This is a genomic window from Blastococcus sp. SYSU DS0619, assembly GCF_054051035.1.
This window is the reverse complement of the sequence record NZ_JBJHAM010000019.1, coordinates 56,832-78,548: the sequence shown is the minus strand read 5'-3', so window position 1 is coordinate 78,548 and position 21,717 is coordinate 56,832. Positions and strand designations below refer to the sequence as shown.

17 protein-coding genes are annotated in these 21,717 nt (G+C 74.4%); 6 read left to right on the top strand and 11 right to left on the bottom strand.

Annotated features, from left to right (window positions below; all coding sequences use genetic code 11):
* Nucleotides 1–192: 192 nt before the first annotated feature.
* Nucleotides 193–1,080, bottom strand: a complete 888-nt coding sequence (locus tag ACI79T_RS17485; protein WP_456611362.1) for a dihydrodipicolinate synthase family protein — start codon at nt 1,078–1,080, stop codon at nt 193–195.
* Nucleotides 1,081–1,209: 129 nt separating this feature from the next.
* Between ACI79T_RS17485 and lhgO the strand changes: the two genes are divergently transcribed.
* Complete coding sequence (gene lhgO, locus ACI79T_RS17480) at nt 1,210–2,433, top strand: L-2-hydroxyglutarate oxidase (protein WP_456611361.1); 1,224 nt, start codon at nt 1,210–1,212, stop codon at nt 2,431–2,433.
* Between the two features lie 127 nt (nt 2,434–2,560).
* Nucleotides 2,561–3,730, top strand: coding sequence for an MFS transporter (locus ACI79T_RS17475; protein WP_456611360.1), 1,170 nt, complete (start codon nt 2,561–2,563; stop codon nt 3,728–3,730).
* 51 nt (nt 3,731–3,781) lie between these two features.
* Here ACI79T_RS17475 and ACI79T_RS17470 read toward each other — a convergent pair whose 3' ends face one another.
* The 5 genes from ACI79T_RS17470 to ACI79T_RS17450 form a co-directional block, all read right to left on the bottom strand.
* The gene (locus ACI79T_RS17470) at nt 3,782–5,029 is read right to left on the bottom strand and encodes an MFS transporter (protein ID WP_456611359.1); all 1,248 of its coding nucleotides are present in this window, start codon (nt 5,027–5,029) and stop codon (nt 3,782–3,784) included.
* Entirely contained in the window at nt 5,026–7,179 is a 2,154-nt protein-coding gene (locus tag ACI79T_RS17465; protein ID WP_456611358.1) for an Ldh family oxidoreductase, read from the bottom strand. Before ACI79T_RS17465 ends, ACI79T_RS17470 begins: the two co-directional genes overlap by 4 nt.
* 42 nt (nt 7,180–7,221) lie before the next feature.
* Nucleotides 7,222–9,519 carry a TRAP transporter permease gene (locus ACI79T_RS17460; RefSeq protein ID WP_456611357.1) on the bottom strand — a complete coding sequence of 766 codons (2,298 nt, stop codon included), beginning with the start codon at nt 9,517–9,519 and terminating at the stop codon, nt 7,222–7,224.
* Nucleotides 9,519–10,028: a hypothetical protein gene (locus tag ACI79T_RS17455; protein ID WP_456611356.1), complete on the bottom strand. Its 510-nt coding sequence runs from the start codon at nt 10,026–10,028 to the stop codon at nt 9,519–9,521. Before ACI79T_RS17455 ends, ACI79T_RS17460 begins: the two co-directional genes overlap by 1 nt.
* 80 nt (nt 10,029–10,108) lie before the next feature.
* Complete coding sequence (locus ACI79T_RS17450; protein WP_456611355.1) at nt 10,109–11,122, bottom strand: TAXI family TRAP transporter solute-binding subunit; 1,014 nt, start codon at nt 11,120–11,122, stop codon at nt 10,109–10,111.
* A 203-nt stretch (nt 11,123–11,325) separates the two neighbouring features.
* Here ACI79T_RS17450 and ACI79T_RS17445 point away from each other — a divergent pair, with 203 nt between their 5' ends.
* The 3 genes from ACI79T_RS17445 (at nt 11,326) to ACI79T_RS17435 (ending at nt 14,112) form a co-directional block, all read left to right on the top strand.
* The gene (locus tag ACI79T_RS17445; RefSeq protein WP_456611354.1) at nt 11,326–12,045 is read left to right on the top strand and encodes a GntR family transcriptional regulator; all 720 of its coding nucleotides are present in this window, start codon (nt 11,326–11,328) and stop codon (nt 12,043–12,045) included.
* A 35-nt stretch (nt 12,046–12,080) separates the two neighbouring features.
* Nucleotides 12,081–12,839 (top strand): SDR family NAD(P)-dependent oxidoreductase, encoded by a 759-nt coding sequence (locus ACI79T_RS17440; protein ID WP_456611353.1) that lies wholly within the window; start codon nt 12,081–12,083, stop codon nt 12,837–12,839.
* A 70-nt stretch (nt 12,840–12,909) separates the two neighbouring features.
* Nucleotides 12,910–14,112: an MFS transporter gene (locus ACI79T_RS17435; RefSeq protein ID WP_456611352.1), complete on the top strand. Its 1,203-nt coding sequence runs from the start codon at nt 12,910–12,912 to the stop codon at nt 14,110–14,112.
* Nucleotides 14,113–14,216: 104 nt separating this feature from the next.
* Here the strand turns inward: ACI79T_RS17435 and ACI79T_RS17430 are convergent, their stop codons facing one another.
* The 5 genes from ACI79T_RS17430 to ACI79T_RS17410 form a co-directional block, all read right to left on the bottom strand.
* Nucleotides 14,217–15,293, bottom strand: a complete 1,077-nt coding sequence (locus ACI79T_RS17430) for an acyl-CoA dehydrogenase family protein (RefSeq protein WP_456611351.1) — start codon at nt 15,291–15,293, stop codon at nt 14,217–14,219.
* 76 nt (nt 15,294–15,369) lie between these two features.
* Nucleotides 15,370–16,533, bottom strand: a complete 1,164-nt coding sequence (locus tag ACI79T_RS17425; protein WP_456611350.1) for an acyl-CoA dehydrogenase family protein — start codon at nt 16,531–16,533, stop codon at nt 15,370–15,372.
* Nucleotides 16,534–16,633: 100 nt separating this feature from the next.
* Entirely contained in the window at nt 16,634–17,323 is a 690-nt protein-coding gene (gene npdG, locus ACI79T_RS17420) for an NADPH-dependent F420 reductase (RefSeq protein ID WP_456611349.1), read from the bottom strand.
* Entirely contained in the window at nt 17,320–18,420 is a 1,101-nt protein-coding gene (locus tag ACI79T_RS17415) for a 2-oxoacid:ferredoxin oxidoreductase subunit beta (RefSeq protein WP_456611348.1), read from the bottom strand. The genes npdG and ACI79T_RS17415 overlap by 4 nt, the downstream gene beginning before the upstream one ends.
* Nucleotides 18,417–20,303 carry a 2-oxoacid:acceptor oxidoreductase subunit alpha gene (locus ACI79T_RS17410; RefSeq protein ID WP_456611347.1) on the bottom strand — a complete coding sequence of 629 codons (1,887 nt, stop codon included), beginning with the start codon at nt 20,301–20,303 and terminating at the stop codon, nt 18,417–18,419. Before ACI79T_RS17410 ends, ACI79T_RS17415 begins: the two co-directional genes overlap by 4 nt.
* Before the next feature lie 104 nt (nt 20,304–20,407).
* Between ACI79T_RS17410 and ACI79T_RS17405 the strand changes: the two genes are divergently transcribed.
* Entirely contained in the window at nt 20,408–21,712 is a 1,305-nt protein-coding gene (locus ACI79T_RS17405; RefSeq protein ID WP_456611346.1) for an MFS transporter, read from the top strand.
* Nucleotides 21,713–21,717: the final 5 nt, after the last annotated feature.

The following is a 21,717-nucleotide window of genomic DNA, read 5'->3' as shown; positions in this document are numbered from 1 at the left end:
GGCGCAGCGCCTCGACCTCACCGTGCTCCAGCAGCTCCTGCACCGTGCCCGACCAGGTGGTGCCCAGCGCCTCGTTCACCGCCGTCAACAACACCGCACCCGACGGCCGGACCAGCGCCGCCGGCTCACCACCGTCGATCCTCAGGGACGTCAGTCGCACAGGGAACTCCTAGCTCTCGTGGGAACGGCTGCTCAGAGTCCGACAGCGGCGATCAGGTCGTCGAGCTCGGCGAGGGTGAGGTCGTCGACCGGCGGCGCCGGGAAACGGGCGTGCGGTGAGCTGATGGCTCCCCGCCGGGCGAACACCTGCTTGCGGATCGTGACACCGCCGACGCCGAGCTGGGCCTCGTACCGGATCAGCGGCAGGTGCTTGAAGAAGTAGGCCTGCGCCTCCGCGCGCTGCCCGGCGACGAACTTCTCGTAGGTGCCCACCAGGACCTGCGGGAACCCGAAGCCGGTCATGATCCCGTCGGCGCCGCGCAGCAGCTCCTCGTAGAGGTACACGCCACCGAGCCCGCCGAAGATGCCCACCGGCGAGCGCACCGCGTTCCGCACCGCGGTGATCTTCGGGAGGGTCGGCGTCTCCTCGAGCTTGAGGTACCGGCAGCCCTCGATCTCGTCGAGCAGCCGGACCAGGAAGGGAGCGGGCATGGTCACGCCGGTGTTGACCGGCTCGTCCTGCACGACCACCGGCACCGACACCGCCTCGGCCACCCGGCGGAAGTGCTCGAAGACCAGCTCGAGGTTCCTGGTGTTGTCGGGCGGGGCCAGCATCACCGCGGCGGCTCCGGCGTCCTCCGCCCGGCGCGCGTAGTCCAGGGCCATGCGGGTCGCGCGGGCCGAGACCCCGGCCACGACCGGCGCCCGCCCCGCGGTCGCCTGCACGTAGCGCCGCAGCACCCGCTCCCGCTCGTCGTCGAGGAGCTTGGCGGCCTCCCCCATGATGCCGAGGATGGTGAGGCCGTGCGCTCCCGCGCCCAGGTAGTCCTCGACGAGGGTGTCGATGCTGCCCTCGTCGACCTCTCCGTCGTCGGTGAAGGGCGTCAGCGTGATGGGCAGGACACCCTGGAGGTCGCTCACCGCCGGACACCCCGTGCGAACGTCCGGACGCCCCGGCTGCAACACTCGGTGACTGAGATCACCAGCACACCGTAGCGGCAGCCGGCACCGTCTTCGCGGCCTGTCTCGAGGAGCACGATCGGAGGATCGATGACCGGCTCGCGTTTCGCCGTCGTCGGCGGCGGCATCATCGGTGCCGCGGTGGCGCGCCGGCTGCTCCAGCTCCGGCCCGGCGCCGAGGTGACGCTGCTGGAGAAGGAAGACCGGCTGGCCGCCCACCAGACCGGCCGCAACAGCGGCGTGGTGCATGCCGGCCTGTACTACGAACCCGGTTCGCTCAAGGCGCTGCTCTGCCGCCGCGGGGTCGGCCTGCTGAAGGAGTTCTGCGCCGAGAAGGGCCTGGGCTACCAGGAGATCGGCAAGGTGCTGGTCGCCCTCGACGCCGCCGAGCAGTCCCGGCTGGACGCCATCGCCGAGCGGGCCCGCGCCAACGGCGTCCCCGGCATCCGGATCCTCGACCGGGCGCAGCTGCACGAGCTCGAGCCGCACGTCACGGGGGTCGCCGGCCTGCACTCCCCCACCACCGCGATCGTCGACTACGCCGAGATCACCCGGCAGCTGGCCGCCGACGCCCAGGCACGTGGTGCGACGATCCGCACCGGGTTCGCCGTCACCGGGCTGCGGCACACCACCGGCGGACCGGCCGAGGATGTCGTCGTGCAGGGGGCCGACGGCGACGAGCTCGTCGTCGACCAGGTGGTGCTCTGCGCCGGTCTGCAGGTCGACCGGCTCGCCGAGCTCGCCGGCGACGTCGCCGCCCCGCGCATCGTGCCCTTCCGCGGCGAGTACTTCGCCCTGGTCCCGGAGAAGCGAGCCCTGGTCAACGGCCTGGTGTACCCGGTCCCCGACCCGCGCTACCCGTTCCTCGGCGTGCACCTGACCCCGCGGTTCGACGGCGAGGTGCTCGTCGGCCCCAACGCCGTGCTGGCCCTGGCGCGGGAGGGCTACCGGCGGCGCGACGTCAGCCCCCGGGAGCTGGCCGAGGTCGTCCGCTACGCCGGCTTCCGGAGGTTCGCCGCCCAGCACTGGAGGACCGGCATCGCCGAGATGCGCGGGTCGCTGAGCAAGCGCGCCTTCACCGCCGCCGCCCAGCGCTACGTCCCCGAGCTCACCGTCGCCGACCTGGTCCCCGCGACCGCCGGTATCCGCGCCCAGGCGCTGGAGTCCGACGGCAGCCTGGTCGACGACTTCCGCATCACCCGCACCGGCGCCGTCGTCGCGGTCCGCAACGCCCCGTCCCCGGCCGCGACCTCCTCCCTGGCGATCGCCGAGCACATCGTCGACGACCTCCTCGACCGCGGCCGGGAGCCGTGACCGGAGCCGCTGCCGGCGGTGCGCTCCCCGGGCGTCCTCCGGCCGATCCGCCGCGGGCCTGACCGCCGTGCGCCCGCCGGCGGGGCCCCGGCGCCCGGCGACCTCCCGCGCCGCCGCCACCGCGGCCGTGAGCGTCACGACGGTCGGGGTGCTGCCGCCGTACATGGTCGGCGTGCTCTGGGTGCAGGTGCGCGAGGACCTCGGCTTCGGCCCCTCGCTGCTCGGCGTCCTGGTGGCCTGCTTCTTCCTCGTCTCCGGGCTGGCGTCGTTGACCGCCGGCATGGTGGTGCGGCGCTTCGGCACCTCGCCGGTGGTGCGGCTGTCCGCGCTGCTGGCCGCCGCCGCCATGCTGCTCATCGCCCTGGCCGCCCAGCACACCCCGGTGCTCGTCGGGGCGCTGCTGGTCGCGGGCTGGGGCAACGGCGTCGGGCAGCCGGCGAGCAACGACCTGATCGCCCGGGCGGTGACACCGGACCGCCACGGGCTGGCCTACGGCACGAAGCAGGCGGCGATCCCGCTGGCCACCATGCTCGCCGGGGCCGCCGTCCCGCTGGTGGCCATCCCCCTGGGCTGGCGGCCGGCGTTCGTCATCGGGGCCGGCCTGGCACTGCTGGTGATGCTGACCGTCCCCGCCGGGAACCGGCTGCCGCCACGGGGCACCGCCGCGGCGTCGGAGGCCGCCGGCCCCTTCCGCCGCGCCGCGCTCGTCGTGCTGGCCTGCGGGCTGATGCTGGGTGCGGCCACCGGCAACGCGCTCGGCTCGTTCTTCGTCGCCACCGCCGTGGACTCCGGCATCTCCCCCGCCACGGCCGGGCTGCTCGCCGCGGTGGCCAGCGCCACCGGTGCGGCGGCCCGCGTCGCGCTGGGCTGGCTGGCCGACCGGGTGCGCACCCGGTGGCTGCTGGTCGTGGCCGCCCAGATGGCCGTCGGGGGGCTCTCCTACGCGCTGCTGGGCACGGGGGTGGAGGTGCTCATCGGCGTCGGTGTGGTGATCGGCTACTGCACCGGCTGGGCGTGGGCCGGGCTGTCCACCTACTCGGTGACCCGGATGCACCCCGGCATGGCGGCCCGCGCCACCTCCATCACCCAGGGCGGGATGGGCGCCGGGGCCGCCCTGGGGCCGCTGCTGTTCGGCGTCCTCGTCACCGCGACCTCCTACGCGGTCGCCTGGTACGCCACGGCGGCCGTCTCGGTGGTCGCGGGAGCGGTGATCGTCCAGGGCCGCCGGATGCTCATGCGGGACCGGCCCGGTCTGGTGACCGCGCAGCAACTGCGGCGGCGGGCCCGGCACGCCTGAGCGCGCCCACGGCGGCATCACCCGTCCCGGCCCCTGGGTGAGACCCCGGTGTCAGGTGGGCGCCTGCAGGTCGGCGTCCTGCGCGGGCACCCGGCGGCGCAGACCGGCGACCGGCAGCCCGCGCGAGCGGCGGACCATGCGGCGGCTGAGGCGGATCGTGCCGGCGGCGAGCAGGCTGAGCACCGCGGCGGTCAGCCAGGCGGCGGTGTAGGAGAACGTCTGCGCGACCACGCCGAAGAGCAGCGGTCCGCTCGCTGCGCCCAGGGACAGGCCGGTCTGCACGAACCCGGTCACCGAGGCGGCGGCGGCCCGGTTGTCGCGGATCACGGCGAAGTGGAACAGCCCCGTCCACGCCCAGCCCAGGCCGTAGGCCATGGCCGCACCCAGGACCACCAGCGCCGTCTGCCCGGTGGCCAGGAAGCCGTAGCCGAGGGCGCCGCCGGTGAGCAGGTTGGCGATGAACAGGTAACGGCTCCGGTCGGGGTGCCGGTCGGCCAGCCACCCGAAGCCGATGCGGTTCCCCAGCCCCAGCACCGAGCAGGCGGCGAACAGCAGCCCGGCGCGGCCCGGGGCCACGCCCGCCGCCACCGCGGAGTCGACGAGGAACACCCCGGTGGACGTCGCGGAGGCGGAGCCGAGGAACCCGCCGAGGGTCAGGACCAGCAGCCCGCCGCGCGGCAGGCCCTTGTCCGGCGTGCCGGGATCCGCGGTCCGGGGCCCGGCGTGCGCGGCCCGCCCACCGACGGCGGCCGCGACGAGCAGCAGCACCGCGAGCGCGACCGCCGCGGCGACCGCCCAGCGCCACCCGAGGACCAGGGCGATGCCGGGCACCGCCAGGCCGCCGAGCAGGGTGGCCGCCGGGATCGACGACTGCTTGATGCCGAAGGCCAGCCCGAGCCGGTGCTCGGTCACCAGCTCGGAGATGCCCAGGTTGGCCGAGGGCTGGGCGACCGCATTGCCCAGCCCGCCGATCGCCAGGCCGGCCATCAACCAGCCGGCCGACGAGGCGGTGCCGATGGTGACCAGCGCGCCGGTCGCCAGCACCGCGGCCACCACCGCGCCCCTGCGCGCCCCGAGCCGCTGCACCAGCCGACCGCCGGCCCGCGCACACGCACCGGAGACGGCGAACAGCGTCGCCGCCGCCAGGCCGAACAGCCCGAGACCCACCTCGAGGTCCGCGCGGATCTGCACCGCCAGTGCGCCGACCAGGAAGGCCGGCAGCACCCCCAGGACGGAGACGGCGACGGCCTGCAGGATCGCGCGGGTCGACGCCGGGGCTCCCGGGGGCGGTCCGGTCACCGGGCGGGCGCATCCAGCGGCCGGCCGACCCGCTCCCCCAGCTGCCGCAGGGCCGCGTGGGTCCCGGCGTCCAGCGGCACGCCTGCCACCCGTCGGGCGGCCCGCTCGGCCGCCGCCCGCTGGCCGGGCGTCCGCACCGGCAGCCCGGGGTCGACCGGGGTCAGCGCACGCAGTTCGCCGAGCAGCCGCTGGGTCTCGGCCTGCATGCGCGCCGGGTCTCCGAGCCGTGCCGGGTCGAGGACGACGACCAGGTGGCTGGTCCGGGGCGGGCCGGACACGGCGCGGGCGGTCAGGTTGCCGACACCCGGACCGAACGGCCCTCCGGCGAGCACGGCCGTGAGGAGCTCGACCAGCAGCGCCAGGCCGTAGCCCTTGTGGCTGGAGTGCTCCCGGTCGCTGCCCAGCGGCAGGAGCGGCCCCTTGCCCGGGTAGACCGCGCCCGGGTCGGTGGTCGGTCGGCCCTCGGCCGTCAATCCCCAGCCCAGCGGGATCTGCGTGCCCAGGCGCAGCGCGATCTCGAACTTGCCGCCGGCGACCGCCGACGTCGCCATGTCGAAGACCATGGGCTCCTCGCCGGTCACCGGCATGCCCAGCGCCAACGGGTTCGTGCCGAAGTAGGGGCGGGCCGATCCGGTGGGCGCGACGATCGGCCCGGTGTTGGTCGCCGCGATGGCCACCAGGCCCTGTCGTGCCGCGTCGTAGACGTAGGAGCCGCTCGCCCCGTGGTGGCTGCTGTCCCGCACGTTCACCCAGCCCAGACCGAGCCGGCGCGCCCGCTCCACCGCCTCCCGCAGCGCGACCGCGGTGACCGGATGGCCGAGCAGGCCGTGCCCGTCGACCTGCGCGACCGCGCCACCGTCGGAGTGCACCGTCGGTTCCGCGTCTGCGGTGATCGCCCCACTGCCGATCATCGCGACGTAGGCGGGCAGGCGGGCGATGCCGTGCGAGTCGATGCCGGACAGGTCGGCGTAGGCGAGCACGTGGGCGACCTCCCGGGCGTGGGTCGGCCGCACGCCCACCGCCTCGAGCACGTCCACCGTCCACCCGCGCAGGTCATCGGCCGGCACGCGGACGGCCGGCTCCGCGACCGCGTCGACGGCTTCGACGCCGGCCGGCTCGGCGGCGAAGGCAGCGAGGACGGCGTCGGCGACGTCGCGGGTCCCGGCGGCCGCACCGTCGGGCGCGAGGTCGTAGGTCCACGGCCCGTGGCGGAGCACGGTCCGCGTCGCCGTCCGCAGCCGGTCGCCCAGCGCGCGGGTCTCGTCGAAGTGCTGCAGCAGCGCGACCAGCGCGAGGAAGCCGCCGAGCGGGTCGACCTCGTTCCGGCCGGCGCGGCGTGGGGCCGAGCCGTGGGCCGGCTCGAACAGGCCCCGGCAGCGCCCCCGCACCGGCTCCCCGGGATGGAGGGAGGCCGATCCGCACAGCGCCGGGGAGCCGGCCCGGCCGGCCGCGAGATCGCTGAGGATGTCTCCGAGCAACCCCTCGGTGACGATCACGTCGGGCAGGGCTCCCCCCGCGGCGAGCTCGAGGGCCGCGCGGTCGACGAAGCGGTGCTCGACCGGCACGCCGCGCCGGGCGGCGACCTCGGTGGCGACCTCCCGCCACAGCCGCCCGGTCGCGTACAGGTTGGCCTTGTCCACCGACACCAGGCGGCCGCCGCCGCGGCGCTGCATCCGGTCGATGCCCAGCTCGACCACCTCGGCGATCCGCGCGCGGGTCAGCCGGAGGACGTCGACCGCCTCGCCGCCGTCCTCGGCGTAGGTCCGGTCGCCCGGCCCGGTGCCGTAGGAACCGCCGATCAGGTTGCGGACGACGGTGAGGTCCGTGTCCGTCTCCATCGGGATGTCCCGGACCGAGATCCGCAGGTCGTACCGCTCGCGCAGCCGGTGCAGCGCCACCTCCGGCCGGGGGCAGACCTCGGTCGGCACCCCCGGGTCCTCGCCGACCGCGCCGAGCAGGATCGCGTCGGCCGCGTCGCAGGCGGCGAGGGTCTGCTCGGGGAGTACCTCCCCCGTGGCGGCGGCGGCGCGCGAGCCGATCGGCCAGGGGCCGGTCACCTCGACGGTCCCCCGCTCGGCGAGCTGCCGGAGCAGTCGCAGGGGACCGTCGAGCACCTCCTCCCCGGCGCCGTCGCCGGGGAGGACCGCCACGCGGATCACCGCGGCGCCGGCCGCCGGAGGGCTCGGCTCATGTCAGCGCTCCCCGGGGGTGTCCGTGCCGGTCGTGCTCCCTGGTGCGGCCGTGGTCGCGCCCGACCCGGCCCGCGCACCGGACGCCTGCGGAGCCTGCCCGGCCTCGCCCCCGTCACCGCCCGCGCCCTCGTCCCCGGGCAGCATCGCGCCGAGCGGGCCGCCCACGGAGTGACCGGCGCGCCTGCGCATGAACAGGTGCACCAGGGTGCCGGCGAGGCCGAGCGCGAGGCCGACGCCGATCCACAGCGGCTCCATGACCAGCAGTGCCAAGGCAGCGCCCAGGAACAGCACCCGTTCGGGCCAGCCGGCCGGGCCGATCAGCCACTTGCCGGTCACCACGGCGAGCGCACCCACCGCGAGCGAGGAGGCGACGAACGCGATGGCGACCGTGGCGGCACCACCCTCGAAGAGCAGGCCGACCCCGTTCGGCGACAGCACGAAGATGAACGGCACCAGGAAGGCCGGCAGCGTGTACTTCCAGGTGAGCCACATGGTGGGCACCGGCTTGCCGCCGGTGATCGCGGCTGCGGCGAACGGCGAGAGGGCCGTCGGCGGCGACACCTCGCTGAGCACGGCGTAGTAGAAGATGAACATCGCCGCGGCGAAGGGCTCGACGCCCACCTGCTGGAGAGCCGGCGAGATGATCACGAACGAGATGATGAAGCTCGCCGTGACCGGTACGGCCAGGCCCAGCAGCACGACGACGATGGCCGAGAACAGCGCGGTCAGCACCAGGCTGCCGCCGGAGAAGTCGACGATGATCCCCGCGAGCCGCAGCGCCAGACCGGTGAGGGTCATGACGCCGACGATGATCCCGGCGACCGCCATGACGGGGATGACCGAGAGAGCGCCGACCGCGCCCTGGCCGAGCGCGTGCCAGATCCGCTTCGGCGTCATCCAGTGCTCGCGGTCCAAGAAGCTGAGCAGGAAGGCCAGTGCGGTGGCGTAGACGACGGCGCGGAAGGGCGTGTAGCCCAGGGCCAGGAAGAAGACGATCGCGGCCAGCGAGCTGAAGTGGTACCCGAACCGGAACAGCAGCCGCCACGCCGACTTGTCCTCCACCTCGACCTGGTGCGTGCCGTGCCGGCGGGCGTCGAACTCGATCGCCAGGATGATCCCGAGGTAGTACAGGATCGTCGGGATGGTCGCCCAGATCAGCACCTCGAGGTAAGAGACGTTGAGCAGCTCGGCGATGATGAACGCCGCGGCGCCGAGGGTGGGCGGCGACATGATGGCGCCGATACCGGCTGCGGCGAGCACACCGCCGCCGGCCTCCGACGAGTAGCCGGCCTTGCGCAGCAGCGGCCAGCCGAAGCCACCGAGGGTCACCGTCGTCGCCACGCCGGAGCCCGACACCGTGCCGAGCAGGAAGCCCGACAGCGTCACCGTGCGGCCGGGACCGGCCGCCGACTGACCGAAGGCGGCGAACGACAGGTCGATGAAGAACTTCGTCGCCCCGGAGGCCGCCAGCACGGCCCCGTAGATGGTGAACAGGATGATGTAGGTCGCGGCGACGTCGAGCGGTACGCCGAAGATGCCCTGGGTCCCCATGACGTTGTGCCCGACGAGCCGCGGCCACTGGAAGTCCGCGGTGGTGAACGGACTCGGCATGGACGACCCGAAGTAGGCCATCGCCAGGAAGCCGAGCACCACGAGCGGGACCAGCAGACCCACCGTGCGCCGGGCCGCCTCCAGCACCAGCAGCACGAGCAGGGTGCCCATGATGAGGTCGGTGTCCGTCGGGACGATGGCGCGGCGGAAGAAGCCCTGCCAGTCCCACACCATGTAGAGGCCCGGCACGAGCGAGGCCAGGGCGAGGAGCCAGTCGAGGACGTTCGGGTGGTCGGACTTCCCCTCGAGCTTGTCCTTGTCCGACCGGCCCCAGCCGCGGTAGGTCAGGAAGGTCAGGAACAACCCGACGCTGAGGAACAGCGGGAGGTACACCTGCCGGGGCATGGGGTTGAACACCCAGTAGAGGGCGAAGAGGGACAGCCCGACGCCCACGACCGCGACGACGTGGCCGGGGATGCCGGTGAGGTGCCGGGCCGGCTTCTCCGCCTCGAACTCGGCGAGCAGGGCCTCCTCGTCGATCTTGTCGGGATCCACGTCCCGGTCCCCGCCGGGGCCCTTGTCGATGGTGGAGGCGTCCTCGACCCCCTCCTGCGCGCCCCGGCTGGCCGGCGGGGCGCCCGGGACGTCGTCGGAGGCCGCGTCGGGGCGGCCGTCCACCGCGGTCGCGCCGCCGCCGTGGGCCGGCGCGGGCCCGGCCTGTTTCTGCGTCCAGCGTCGGAGATTCATCAGCTGTCCTCGATGTCGAGAATCACGGAGGGGTCGTCGGTGACGACCCGCTCCCAGAGGGGAACCGGCTCGGAACCGGGGACGTACAGGGTGCGCTCACCGAGGTCGGTGGCGGCGATGTTGAGTTCCTCGAACACGGCCGGCCGGCTCGGATCGGGGTCGACCACGAACGGGAGCCGGTCCCCCGGCCGCGCCGGCTCCGGCGCCCCGGGGACGGCGTAGTACTCCTCCAGGACGGCGACCTGCTCGGCCGCCAGCTGGACCAGCTCGAACCGGCCGTCCGGGAGGACGCGGTACCGCTCCTCGGCCAGCGTGGTGTAGATGCTGTTGCGGTAGCCCACCGCGAAGGTGTCCCCGTCGAGGGGCAGCTGCGCGATGAGCTCGCCGTCCGGCGTGCGCACGGTGACAGCCTGCCCCCCGTCGCCCGCCGTGGCCACCGTGACGACGCCGCCGGCCATCGCCACCACGGCGAGGACACCGAGGAGCACGACGAGCAGGCGGCGGGGCATGGCGCGCGGGCGGGGCGCCCGGGTGCTGCCGGGGCCGGACGACGGTCCGGCGCCCGGCAGCACGGGGGCTCGGGAAGGGGTCAGCCGACCGAGTCGAAGTAGGCCTGGGCGCCCGGGCACGTCTCGATGAACTCGATGTCGTCGGCGGTCTCCGCGTTCAGTTCCTCGGCCGCGGGGTGCACGGTGAGCAGCTGCTGCTCGTTCTCGAAGATGGTGCTCGTGATCGCCTCCTGGAGGGCCTCGTCCATGTCGGACCGGACCACGAGGATGTTCGGCGAGACGACGGTGGACACCGCTTCGTCCTGGCCCTCGTACGTGCCGGCCGGGATGTCCTGGGCGAAGTAGTAGGCGCCGTACTCCTCGGCGAGCGCGTCGGCGTACTCGCCGGTCGGGATGAGCACCAGGTCGCTGGTGCTCGCGAGGTCGACGATCGCACCGGTGGGCAGACCGCCGGACCAGGCACCCGCGTCCACCGTGCCGTCCTGGATGGCGGCGACCGTCTCGGCGACACCCAGCTGGACCCGCTCGATGTCGGCCTGCGGGTCGACGCCGGCGGCCTGCATGGTCCGGTCGGCGACGACCTCGGAGGCCGAACCCACGGCGCCGGGCGAGACGCGCTTGCCCGCCAGGTCCTCGATCGAGGTGATGCCGCTGTCGGCCGTCGTGAAGAAGTGGGTGAAGTTGTTGTACGTGTTGCCCAGCGAGCAGACGGCCAGCGGCTCGGTGAACGTGTTCTCGCCGTTCGCGGCGTCGGACACGACGTCGCCGACGGCCAGGGCCAGCTGCGCCTGGTCCGTGTCGAGCAGCTGCATGTTGTCGACCGACGCGTTGGTCTCCTGGACGGTGACCGTGAGGCCGGGGATCTCCGAGCTCAGGAGGTTGGCGATGCCACCGCCGTAGGGGTAGTAGACCCCGCCGGTCCCGCCCGTGGCGAACGTCAGCTGCTCGTTGAACTCCTGGCCGGCGTCGCCACCGGCGGCCGGCTCCTCGGCGTCGTCGCCACCGCAGGCGGTGAGCACGAGGGTCGAGGCGACTCCCAGGGAGAGCAGCAGGCGGGAGCGCTTGCCGGGGTGCGTGCCGAGGGTCGTGGACATCAGTGGCCTTCCTGTGGAGTGCGTTCACGGCCGCGCCAGGGCCGGCGGCGAACACCGCGGGACGGCCCACCCGCAGCCGGTGAGGCATGTGCCTGCTCTGTACGACAGGTCACAGCAGTGAACCAGCCCACAAATTCGCTTGTCTACTGTCTACAGTGTCACGGGACGGTGACGATTCCCACGTGCGCGGGAGGTGCGGTCCGGTGCTGGAGGATCGACCCATCGCGACGCTGCCACTGCGCGAGCACGTGTACGAGCGGCTGCAGGAACTGCTGATCAGCCGCACCCTCGCGCCCGGCGACCACCTGGTCGAGGAGCGGCTGGCCTCGCAGCTCGGGGTGAGCCGGGGACCGGTCCGGGAAGCGCTGCAGCGGCTGCACCGGGACGGCTGGATCACGATCCGCCCCCGGTACGGGGCCTTCGTGAGCCAGCCCACGGTGCAGGAGGTGCACGAGTTCTTCGAGGCGCGCGAGGTCGTGGAGCGCGAGGCGGCGCAGCTGGCCGCCGAGCGCTGCACCCCCGCGGACGCCAGGCGGCTGCTGGAGATCTGCGACCAGGCCGACGCCGACTGGGCGCGCGGGGTCCCCGCCCAGCAGATGGCCGCCCACACCGCCCGCTTCCACCTCGCCGTCCTGGAGAACGCCCGCAACCACATCCTGCTGGAGTTCGGCGAACGGCTCTCCCACCGCAGCCGCTGGTTCTTCGCTCCCCTGGTGTCCGTCAACGCGCCGCGCGCCTGGGGAGAGCACCGCCGGGTGGCCGAGCTGATCGCCGCCGGGGAGGCCGACCGCGCGGCCGCGGCGATGCGCGACCACATCGCGCTGTCCCGCGACTCCTACCTCGACATCCATCCCGACGGCGACACCTACGAGGGCCTCGATCCCGCGGCCCCATCCCCCCGGGCACTGGGCTCCCGCCAGTGACCACCCCTGGCAGCCCTGAGCGGAAGCAGCGACCCATGGCCCACCCTCCCGTCGTCCTGGTCACCGGCGCATCGAGCGGCATCGGCCGCGCCTGCGTCGAGGCCTTCCTCGACCAGGGGGCACGCGTCGTCGCCGCCGCCCGCCGCACCGACCGGCTCGAGAAGCTGGCGGCGCAGCACGACGGGGCCGTGCTCCCCGTGGCGCTCGACGTCCGCGACCGGGACGCCGTGAACGCCGCCGTCGCCTCCCTGCCCGAGGAGTTCTCGCCGGTCGACGTCCTGGTCAACAACGCCGGGCTCGCCCGCGGCCGGACCCCGCTGCACGAGGACGACCCGGACGACTGGGACCGGATGCTGGACACCAACGTCCGCGGCCTGCTCAACGTCTCGGGCGCGGTGCTCCCCGGCATGGTGGCGCGCGGCTCGGGTCACGTCATCAACGTGGGGTCCAACGCCGGCCGCGAGGTGTACCCCGGCGGCACCGTCTACTGCGCGACCAAGGCGGCGGTCGAGCGGATCACCCGCGGCATGCGGATGGACGTCCTCGGCAGCGGCGTCAAGGTCAGCGAGGTCGACCCCGGCCTGGTCGAGACCGAGTTCTCCGTCGTCCGCTTCGACGGCGACCGGGCAGCGGCCGACGCCGTCTACGAGGGGGTCACCCCGCTGGCCGCGGAGGACATCGCGAACGTCGTCACCTGGATCGCCGGGCAGCCGCCGCACGTGGTGATCGCCGACGTCCTGGTCTACCCCCTGGCCCAGGCCGGGTCGGGCAAGATCGCCCGCAGCACGGGGTGACCGTCCGCTGACGGCCGGGGCGAGGGCCGGCGCGGGTACCGGCCGGCGGCGGGACTTCCCCGGCTGGCGCATGGTCTGGGCGCTGTCGGTCACCGAGACCGTCTCCTACGGCGTCCTCTACTACTCCTTCGCCGTCTTCCTGGTGCCGATGCGCGAGGAGCTGGACGCCTCGACCGTCCAGCTCTCCGGCGCGCTCACCCTCGCCCTGGCCCTGACCGGGATCGGCGGGGTGGTCGTGGGCCGGTGGCTGGACCGCTCCGGACCTCGCTGGATCATGACCGCCGGCAGCCTGCTGGGCGGCGCCTCGGTGCTGGCGTGGTCGCAGGCGGCGGGGCTCCCCGGCCTCTACCTGGCGTTCACGGGTATCGGGCTGGCCAGCGCCGCGGTGCTCTACGAGCCGGCGTACGCGGTGATCAACACCTGGTTCCGCCGCGACCGGGCGAAGGCGCTGCTGACCCTGACCGTGGTGGCCGGGTTCGCCTCGACGATCTTCCTGCCCACGTCCCAGTTCCTCATCGAGGTGCTCGGTTGGCGCTCGGCGCTGGTGGTGCTCGCCGGGGTCGTCGCGGCGTGCGCCGTGCCGCACGCGCTGCTGCTGCGCCGGGCACCCGCCGACCTGGGGCTGGCGCCCGACGGCCGCCCCGATCCCGGGCCGCCGCCCGGGGATCCGCGTGGCGGGGTGGTCCCCGACCTCGCTCCCTACCGGGGCGCCCGCGCGGCCTGGCGGCGGCCCGAGGTGCGCTGGCTGACCCTAGCGACGGCGTTGCAGATGGTGGCGAACGCGGTGGTCGCGGTCTTCCTGGTGGCCTACCTGCTCGCGGCCGGGGCGCCACCCGGGCTCGCCGCGCTGGCGGCAGGTGCGCTCGGTGCGCTGTCGGTGACCGGACGGGTGGTCCTCACCGTCCTCGCGGCCCGGGTGGGCATGGGCCACGTCACCGCCGCGATGGTGGCCGGGCAGGCGCTCGGGGTGGTGCTGCTGCTCGCCCTCCCCCAGCCGGTGGCCACCGTCGTGTTCGTGCTCCTGTTCGGCGCAGGCTTCGGGGTCCTCAACATCGCCCGTCCGGCGCTGCTCGGGCAGTACGTCCCCGGGGTGGTGTTCGCGACGGTGTCCGGGCAGCAGGCCCTGGCCGGCCAGTTCGGCCGGGTGGTGGCACCGGTCGCCGGCGGTGCGCTGATCACCGCCGCCGGCTACGGCGCCGCGTTCACCGCGGTCGCCGGCTGCACTCTCGCCGCCGCTGCCCTGCTGGTGTTCTCCGAGCGCGCCGCCCGCTGACCCCCGGGCCGGCCTGCGGCTCGCGGGCAGCACGACCCCAGGGACGCCGACGAGAACGACGACGTCCCCGGGGCCGTGCAGGGCCCGGGCCGCGAGGACCCGGCTCAGACCACGCGGGTCAGCGCCGGCCAGAGACCGTCCGGGCCGTCGGCCAGCAGCCCAGCGGCCAGCACCCGCGACCACACCAGCTCGCTGCCCGCCTCGTCCCGCCACGACCACAGCCGCCGGGTGAGGTGGTGCAGCTTGTGCTCCTGGGTGAACCCGATCGCGCCGTGCACCTGGTGCGCCAGCCGGGCGACCACCTCGACCGCGGCACCCGCGCGCACCTTCGCCGCCGCGGCAGCGAGGACTGCGTCGGAGGAGCCCCGGGCCAGCGCCTGGACGGCGGCGTCGGTCACCGCCGTCACCGCGGTCACCTCACCGGCCATCTCGGCCAGCTCCATCTGGATCGCCTGGAACTTGCCGAGCGGGCGGCCGAACTGGTGCCGCTCGCCTGCGTACTGCACGGTCCACGCGAGCACCTGCTCCAGCGCCGCGGCCAGCTGCACCGCCCGCGCCAGCGCATAGCGTGCCCGCACCTCGTCCGCCTGCGCCGGGGTGAGCAGTGCGCCGGCGGCACCGGCCTGGTCCAGCACCAGCGCGCCGCGCGGCTCGCCGGCCAGGTTGAAGGCGTCGGTCGCCGGCAGCCCCGAGACGTCGACCAGCGCGAGGACGGAACCCTCCAGGCCCGACGGCGCCGGCACCAGGACGACGACGGACGACGCCGCCCCCGCCCACGCGACGTCGGGGACCGTGCCCGACAGCGTGAACCGCCCCGGGCCGTCCCCGTTGTCGACCGGGTGCACCGTCACCGAGTCCGCGACCGCGAAGGTCGTCGGCCGCTCGGGCGAGGGCAGCTGCAGGTCCGCGGCCACCACCGCGGGCCCGGCCACCAGCAGCTGCTCGGCCACCGGCACCGCCGCGGCGCCGGCCGCGAGCGTCCGCACGATCGCCACCGCGTCGGCCAGCTCACCGCCCGAGCCGCCGGCCTCCTCGGGCAGCCCGACGCCGGTCAGCCCGGCCTCGGCCAGCGCCGTCCACAGCCGCTCGTCCCAGCGCCGCTCGGGGGTCAGCACGAACGGCTCGTGCGAGCCGAGGATGTCCCGGACGGTCTCGACCACCAGGTCCTGATCGGATGCCATCAGCTCTGTCCCCCGCTCGACTCCGCGCTCGTTCCGCTCCTCGCTCGTACCTCGCTGCGATGCTCGCTCGCTGTCGTCATCGGAGCCCCAGTCCGCGAGCGACGATCCCGCGCAGGATCTCGTTGGTACCGCCGCGCAGCGTGAAGCCCGGCTGGTGCAGCTGCGCCTCGGCCAGCGACCGGGCGAGCGGGTCGGGCGAGTCCAGCGACGGCGTCACGTCGACCACCTTCCGGATCTCCTCGATGACGTCGGCCTCGAACGTCGTCCCGACGTCCTTCACGAGCGCCGCCGGGATGTTCGGCAGCTCGCCGCGGTCCAGCGCCGCCGCGATGCGCAGCGACATCTGCCGCAGCGCCAGCACCCGCGCCGACAGCCGCCCGAGGACGGCGAGCTGCGCGGGGTCACCGGTCGCGGCGACCCGGCGGCCGAACTCGGCGACCAGCGGGTACGTCGACAGGAACCGCTCCGGGCCCGACCGCTCGAACGCCAGCTCCGCGGTCACCTGGTGCCAGCCGTTCCCCTCCTCGCCCAGCAGCATGTCGCCGGGGACGACGACGTCCTCGAACACCACCTCGTTGAAGTGGTGCCCGCCGTCGAGGATGCGGATCGGGTTGATCGTGATGCCCGGCAGCGACAGGTCGATCAGCAGCTGCGACATGCCGGCGTGCCGGTGCGCGGGGTCCGACGGCGAGGTGCGCACCAGCACGATCCCGTAGTGGGAGTGGTGCGCGTTCGACGTCCACACCTTCGCGCCGTTGACCACCCAGTCGCCGTCGCCGTTGCGCACGGCCTTCGTGCGGATCGAGGCGAGGTCCGAGCCCGAGTCCGGCTCGCTCATCCCGATGACGAAGTAGCACTCCCCCGCGACGATGCGCGGCAGGATCTCCTGCCGCTGCTTCTCGGTGCCGTAGGTGAGCAGGTTCGGCCCGGACTGCCGGTCGGCGATCCAGTGCGCGGCGACCGGGGCACCGGCGGCCAGCAGCTCCTCGGTGACGGCGTAGCGCTCCATCGCCGAGCGCTCGTGCCCGCCGTACTTCTTCGGCCAGGTCATCCCCAGCCAGCCGCGCTCGCCCAGCTTCTTCGAGAAGTCCGGGTCCACGCCGGACAGCCAGGTGTCCACGTGCGTCCGGAACGTGCCGGCGGCCAGCTCGGCGGCGAGGAACTCGCGGACCTCCAGCCTCACCTTCTCGGCGGCCTCCGACGGCGGCGCGGGCGCCAAGGTCAACGAGGTGGTGCTCATGCGACTCCCCACGTCCGGTGCGGTACTTCTCAGGTCGGTTGTACAGGGCCGCTCCGGCGGTCCGCTGCCCGGCACCGTGGAACGCCACCGGCGGCGCCGGTCAGGCCGGGCCGCGGCGGACGTCGACGTGGGTGAGCAGCACGCCCGCCCGGGTCCGGTACCGCTTGTTCACCGCGATCAGCACGGCGGTGAACGGCTCGAGCACCCGGGCCTGACGCAGCGCACCGACGTCCACCCCGGGCCGGCCCGTGACCGCGGCCGCGAGCTCGATCACCCGGGCGCGGGCGGCGGCGTCGTCCCCGCAGACCAGCACGTCCTCGGCGGAGAGGTCCTTGTCCAGGTTCGCCAGGCTCGGCGCCGACAGGTGGTGGAACGCCGCCGCCACGGTGCTGGCCGGCAGCAGCCCCGCGACCTGCTCGGCGGCGCTGCCCTCCGCCACCGTCAGCCCGTGCGGACCCTGCTGGTCGAACCCGAGCGGGTTGATGCACGAGACGACCAGCCGCCCGGCCAGCGGCCCGGCCAGCGCGGCGATGCTCTCCCCGCTCGGGTCCCACGGGGTCGCGAGCAGGACGATGTCCCCCGCGCCGGCGGCCGCCGCGTTGCCGGCGCCGCCGATGCGGGCCTCGGTCCCGGCCGCGGCGAGCACCGCGCACAGCTGGACGGCGGCGGCCTCCGCGCGGTCGGCGTCGCGCGACCCGAGGACGACCGGGTGGCCGCTGCGGGCCAGCCGCAGGGCCAGGGCACGCCCCAGCGCGCCGGTCCCGCCGAGGACGGCGATGGTGTCGCTCATCGGGTGCCGCCTCCGGGGGCGTGCTGGTCGACGACGGCGCCGTCGCGCACGGTCCAGGTGTCGCGGCCGCGCAGCAGGCCGAGCAGGTCGTCGCCGCCACCGTCGACCGCCTCCTGCACCTGCGCGCGGGCGAGGTCGTCGTAGGTCGGGCGGTCGACCTGCCGGATGACGCCGAACACGGCGTGCTCGAGCCCCTGGTCGGACAGCCGGGAGAGCGCGAAGGCCAGCTCGTGGTCGGCCGGGTCGTGGACGACGACGTCCTCGGGCGGGACCTCGGCGGTGGGCGCGACGCCCAGGCCGAACCCGCGGCGCACCACCGCCCAGCGGCCTTCGGTGCCGAAGGTGATCGGCTTCCCGGGGACCAGCGGGATGACCCGGGTCTCCGAGTCGTCGGGCTTGCGCAGCACGTCGAACGAGCCGTCGTTGAAGATCGGGCAGTCCTGGTAGATCTCCACCAGCGACGCCCCCCGGTGCCGGGCCGCCGCCTCGAGCACCGCGGTCAGCCCCTTGCGGTCGGAGTCCATGGCCCGGCCGACGAAGGTGGCGTCGGCGCCGAGGGCCAGCGAGACCGGGTTGAACGGGTGGTCGACCGAGCCCATCGGGGTGGACTTGGTGACCTTGCCGACCTCGCTGGTGGGCGAGTACTGGCCCTTGGTGAGCCCGTAGATCCGGTTGTTGAACAGCAGGATCGTCATGTTGACGTTCCGCCGGAGCGCGTGGATCAGGTGGTTGCCGCCGATCGACAGCGCGTCGCCGTCGCCGGTCACCACGAACACCGACAGGTCCGGCCGGGCGGTGGCCAGCCCGGTCGCGATCGCCGGCGCCCGACCGTGGATCGAGTGCATCCCGTAGGTGTCGAGGTAGTACGGGAAGCGGGAGGAGCAGCCGATGCCCGAGACGAACACCGTGTTCTCGCGCCTGATCGACAGCGTCGGCAGGAACGAGCGGACGGCGGCCAGCACGGCGTAGTCGCCGCAGCCGGGGCACCAGCGCACCTCCTGGTCGCTGGCGAAGTCCTTGGCCTTCTGGACGTCCTCGGTGGTGGGCACCCGGTCCAGGCCGCCGAGCTTCGGCAGCCCCAGGTCGATGGTGGTCATGCGGACACCTCGGTCTTCGGGTCGGTGACGTGCGGGAGCAGGCGGTCCTCGAGCTCGGCGGCGCCGAACGGCAGCCCGGCGACCTTGGTGATCGACGTGACCGGGCGGCAGAACCGCCCCTGCAGCAGGAAGGCCAGCTGGCCGAGGTTCATCTCCGGCACGACGACCGTGGGATAGCGCCCCAGCACGTCCGCGGTGTTCGCCGGGAACGGGTTGAGGTGGCGCAGGTGCGCCTGTGCCACGGAGTGCCCGGCGGCGCGCAGCCGGCGGACGGCCGCACCGATCGGGCCGAACGTCGAGCCCCAGCCCAGCACCAGCACCTCGGCGTCGCCGGTCGGGTCGTCCACGACCAGGTCGGGCACCTCGATGCCGTCGATCTTGGCCTGGCGCACCCGCACCATGAACTCGTGGTTGTCCGGCTCGTAGGAGATGTTGCCGGTGCCGTCGGCCTTCTCCAGCCCGCCGACGCGGTGCTCCAGCCCCTGCGTGCCCGGCACCGCCCACGGGCGGGCGAGCGTGCCGGGATCACGGGCGTAGGGCAGGAAGCTGCCGTCCGGCCCGTTCGGCCCGGCCGCGAACTCCACCGGCGTGCTCACCAGGTCGCCCTCCTCCGGCAGCCGCCACGGTTCCGAGCCGTTGGCGATCGCGCCGTCGGAGAGCAGCAGCACCGGCGTCCGGTAGGTGACCGCGATCCGGGCGGCGTCCACCGCGGCGTCGAAGGCGTCCGCCGGGGACGACGGCGCCACGATCGGCACCGGGGACTCGCCGTTGCGGCCGAACATGGCCTGCAGCAGGTCGCTCTGCTCGGTCTTCGTCGGCAGACCGGTCGAGGGGCCGCCGCGCTGCACGTCGATCACCAGCAGGGGCAGCTCGATCATCACCGCGAGCCCGATCGTCTCGCCCTTGAGCGCCACGCCCGGGCCGGACGTCGTCGTCACCCCGAGCGCGCCGCCGTAGGAGGCGCCCAGCGCGGCACCGATGCCGGCGATCTCGTCCTCGGCCTGGAACGTCGTCACGTCGAACCGCTTGAGCCGGGACAGCTCGTGCAGGATGTCCGACGCCGGGGTGATCGGGTAGCTGCCCAGGAAGACCGGCAGCCCGAACCGGCGGCCGGCCGCCACGAGCCCGTAGGCCAGCGCGGCGTTCCCGGTGACCTGCCGGTACGTGCCGTCCGGCAGCACCGCCGCGGCCACCTCGTAGGTGACGGCGAAGGACTCCGTGGTCTCCCCGTAGGCGTGCCCGGTGCGGAAGGCCAGCACGTTGGCCTCCGCGATCTGCGGCACGCGGGCGAACTTCTCCCGCAGCCACCGCTCGGTGCCCTCGGTGGGGCGCGAGTACATCCACGAGAGCAGGCCGAGGGCGAACATGTTCTTGCTGCGCTCGGCCTCCTTCTTCCCGATGCCCAGCGGGGCGAGCGCCGCCGTGGTCAGGGACGTCATCGCCACCCGGTGCACCGTGTAGGGGTCCAGCGAGCCGTCCTCCAGCGGGTCCGCCGCGTAACCCACCTTGGCCAGGTTCCGGCTGGTGAACTCGTCGGTGTCCACGATCAGCACACCGCCCGCGGACAGCTCGCCGAGGTTGGCCTTGAGCGCCGCCGGGTTCATCGCCACCAGCACGTCCGGGCGGTCGCCGGGGGTCAGGATGTCGTAGTCGGCGAAGTGCAGCTGGAAGCTGGAGACGCCGGCCAGCGTGCCGTGCGGGGCCCGGATCTCCGCCGGGTAGTTGGGCAGCGTCGCGAGGTCGTTGCCGAACGCCGCCGCCTCGGCGGTGAACCGGTCGCCGGTGAGCTGCATGCCGTCACCGGAGTCCCCCGCGAAGCGGATGACGACCCGGTGGCGGGTCTGCGCTGAGCGGTCCACGACGTCCTCGTCGGTGGTCGACATGCTGCCTCCGGGTGCGGGCGGGTTCGTGCGGCGGAGCGGCACCGCGCGCCGCGGCCGACGACGGTGTTCCACTGTAGGCAAAACTAGGATAAGCATTATTACCGATGAGGGGAACCCGTCCGGCCGATCCCCGGAGCAGCAGCCGGCTCGCCGTCCTCGTGGTCTGCACCGCGGCCATGGGCCTGGGCGCCGCGCCCACCTTCCTCGTCGGGTACCTGGGGCCGGACGTCCGCGCCGGCCTGGACCTGACCGGCGCGCAGCTGGGCCTCCTGGTCGGCCTCTTCTACGGCTCGACCGGGCTCACCTCCCTGGTCGCCGCCCGCGCCGTCGACCCGCTGGGTGCGCGCACCTGCGTGGTCGTCGACCAGGGCCTCGTCGCCGTCGCCCTGGCCGCCGCCGCGCTGTGGCCGGGGTTCGCCACGCTCGCGACGGCCAGCGCGGTGGCCGGGGCCGCGTACGCGCTGGCGAACGCCGGTACGAGCCTCGCCGTCACCTCCGTCTCCCACCCCGACCAGGCCGGCGCGGCGGTCGCCGTCAAGACCGCCGGCATCCCGCTGGGGGCCACGGTGCTCGCCCTCGCCGGGCTGCCGCTGGCCGGCGTCATCGGGTGGGAAGGCGTGGCGCTGTGCATGGCGGCCCTGCTGGCGGTCAACGCCGTCGCCGCGGCCGTGGTGCTGCCCCGGGCCGTCCGGCGCGTCGGCCCCGCGGCCGAGGGGTCCGGCCGGCCGCTCCCCCGCCGGTTCCTCTGGGTGGTGGGGGCGTCCTTCCTCTACGTACTCGGCTCGCAGCCGCTGTTCTCCTGGCTGGTGATCACCCTCGTGGACGCCGGGGTCTCCCGGGGCACCGCCGGTGCCATCTCGGCGACCGGCACGGCGCTGGGTGCGGTCACGATGGTCCTGGCCGCCCGCCGGGCGGACCGCGCCGGACCCCGGCGGCGCGCGCTGACGGCGGCCGGGGTGGCCGCGCTCTCCGTCGCCGGGACGGCGCTCGTGTGGGCCGGCTCGCACCTCGCCCTGGCGATCCTCGTCGTCGGCGCGGTCATCGCGATCCTGGCCGACCTCGTCGGTGCCGGTTTCGCCCACGCCGTCGCCATCGACCGGGCTCCGTACGCGGTCGGGCGGGCGACCGCCGTGATGTCCAGCGGCTACTACACCGGCGCGCTCTTCTCGCCCCTGCTCTTCGGCGCGGCGGCAGACCTGACCGGCAGCTACGACACGTCCTGGGCCATCACGGTGTCCGCCATGACCTGCTGCGCGCTGTGCTTCCTCGTGGTGCACCGCTGGGTGCACCCGCCGGCCGGGCCCACCGCCCCCGGCGGTCCTCCACCCGCCGCGACGGCGATGCCCGCCGTCGGCGCTCCCCCGGCCGCGGCCGGCCCGGGGCCGACCGTCCGGGAGGGGCCGGCCTGACCCGG

Bases quoted from the DNA above. Each gene is read 5' to 3' on its own strand.
- ACI79T_RS17410 (WP_456611347.1), bottom strand. From the start codon at position 20,303: ATGTCGACCACCGACGAGGACGTCGTGGACCGCTCAGCGCAGACCCGC.
- ACI79T_RS17405 (WP_456611346.1), top strand. From the start codon at position 20,408: ATGAGGGGAACCCGTCCGGCCGATCCCCGGAGCAGCAGCCGGCTCGCC.
- ACI79T_RS17455 (WP_456611356.1), bottom strand. From the start codon at position 10,028: ATGCCCCGCCGCCTGCTCGTCGTGCTCCTCGGTGTCCTCGCCGTGGTG.
- ACI79T_RS17415 (WP_456611348.1), bottom strand. From the start codon at position 18,420: ATGACCACCATCGACCTGGGGCTGCCGAAGCTCGGCGGCCTGGACCGG.
- npdG (WP_456611349.1), bottom strand. From the start codon at position 17,323: ATGAGCGACACCATCGCCGTCCTCGGCGGGACCGGCGCGCTGGGGCGT.
- ACI79T_RS17440 (WP_456611353.1), top strand. From the start codon at position 12,081: ATGGCCCACCCTCCCGTCGTCCTGGTCACCGGCGCATCGAGCGGCATC.
- ACI79T_RS17450 (WP_456611355.1), bottom strand. From the start codon at position 11,122: ATGTCCACGACCCTCGGCACGCACCCCGGCAAGCGCTCCCGCCTGCTG.
- ACI79T_RS17425 (WP_456611350.1), bottom strand. From the start codon at position 16,533: ATGAGCACCACCTCGTTGACCTTGGCGCCCGCGCCGCCGTCGGAGGCC.
- ACI79T_RS17460 (WP_456611357.1), bottom strand. From the start codon at position 9,519: ATGAATCTCCGACGCTGGACGCAGAAACAGGCCGGGCCCGCGCCGGCC.
- ACI79T_RS17435 (WP_456611352.1), top strand. From the start codon at position 12,910: ATGGTCTGGGCGCTGTCGGTCACCGAGACCGTCTCCTACGGCGTCCTC.
- ACI79T_RS17430 (WP_456611351.1), bottom strand. From the start codon at position 15,293: ATGGCATCCGATCAGGACCTGGTGGTCGAGACCGTCCGGGACATCCTC.
- lhgO (WP_456611361.1), top strand. From the start codon at position 1,210: ATGACCGGCTCGCGTTTCGCCGTCGTCGGCGGCGGCATCATCGGTGCC.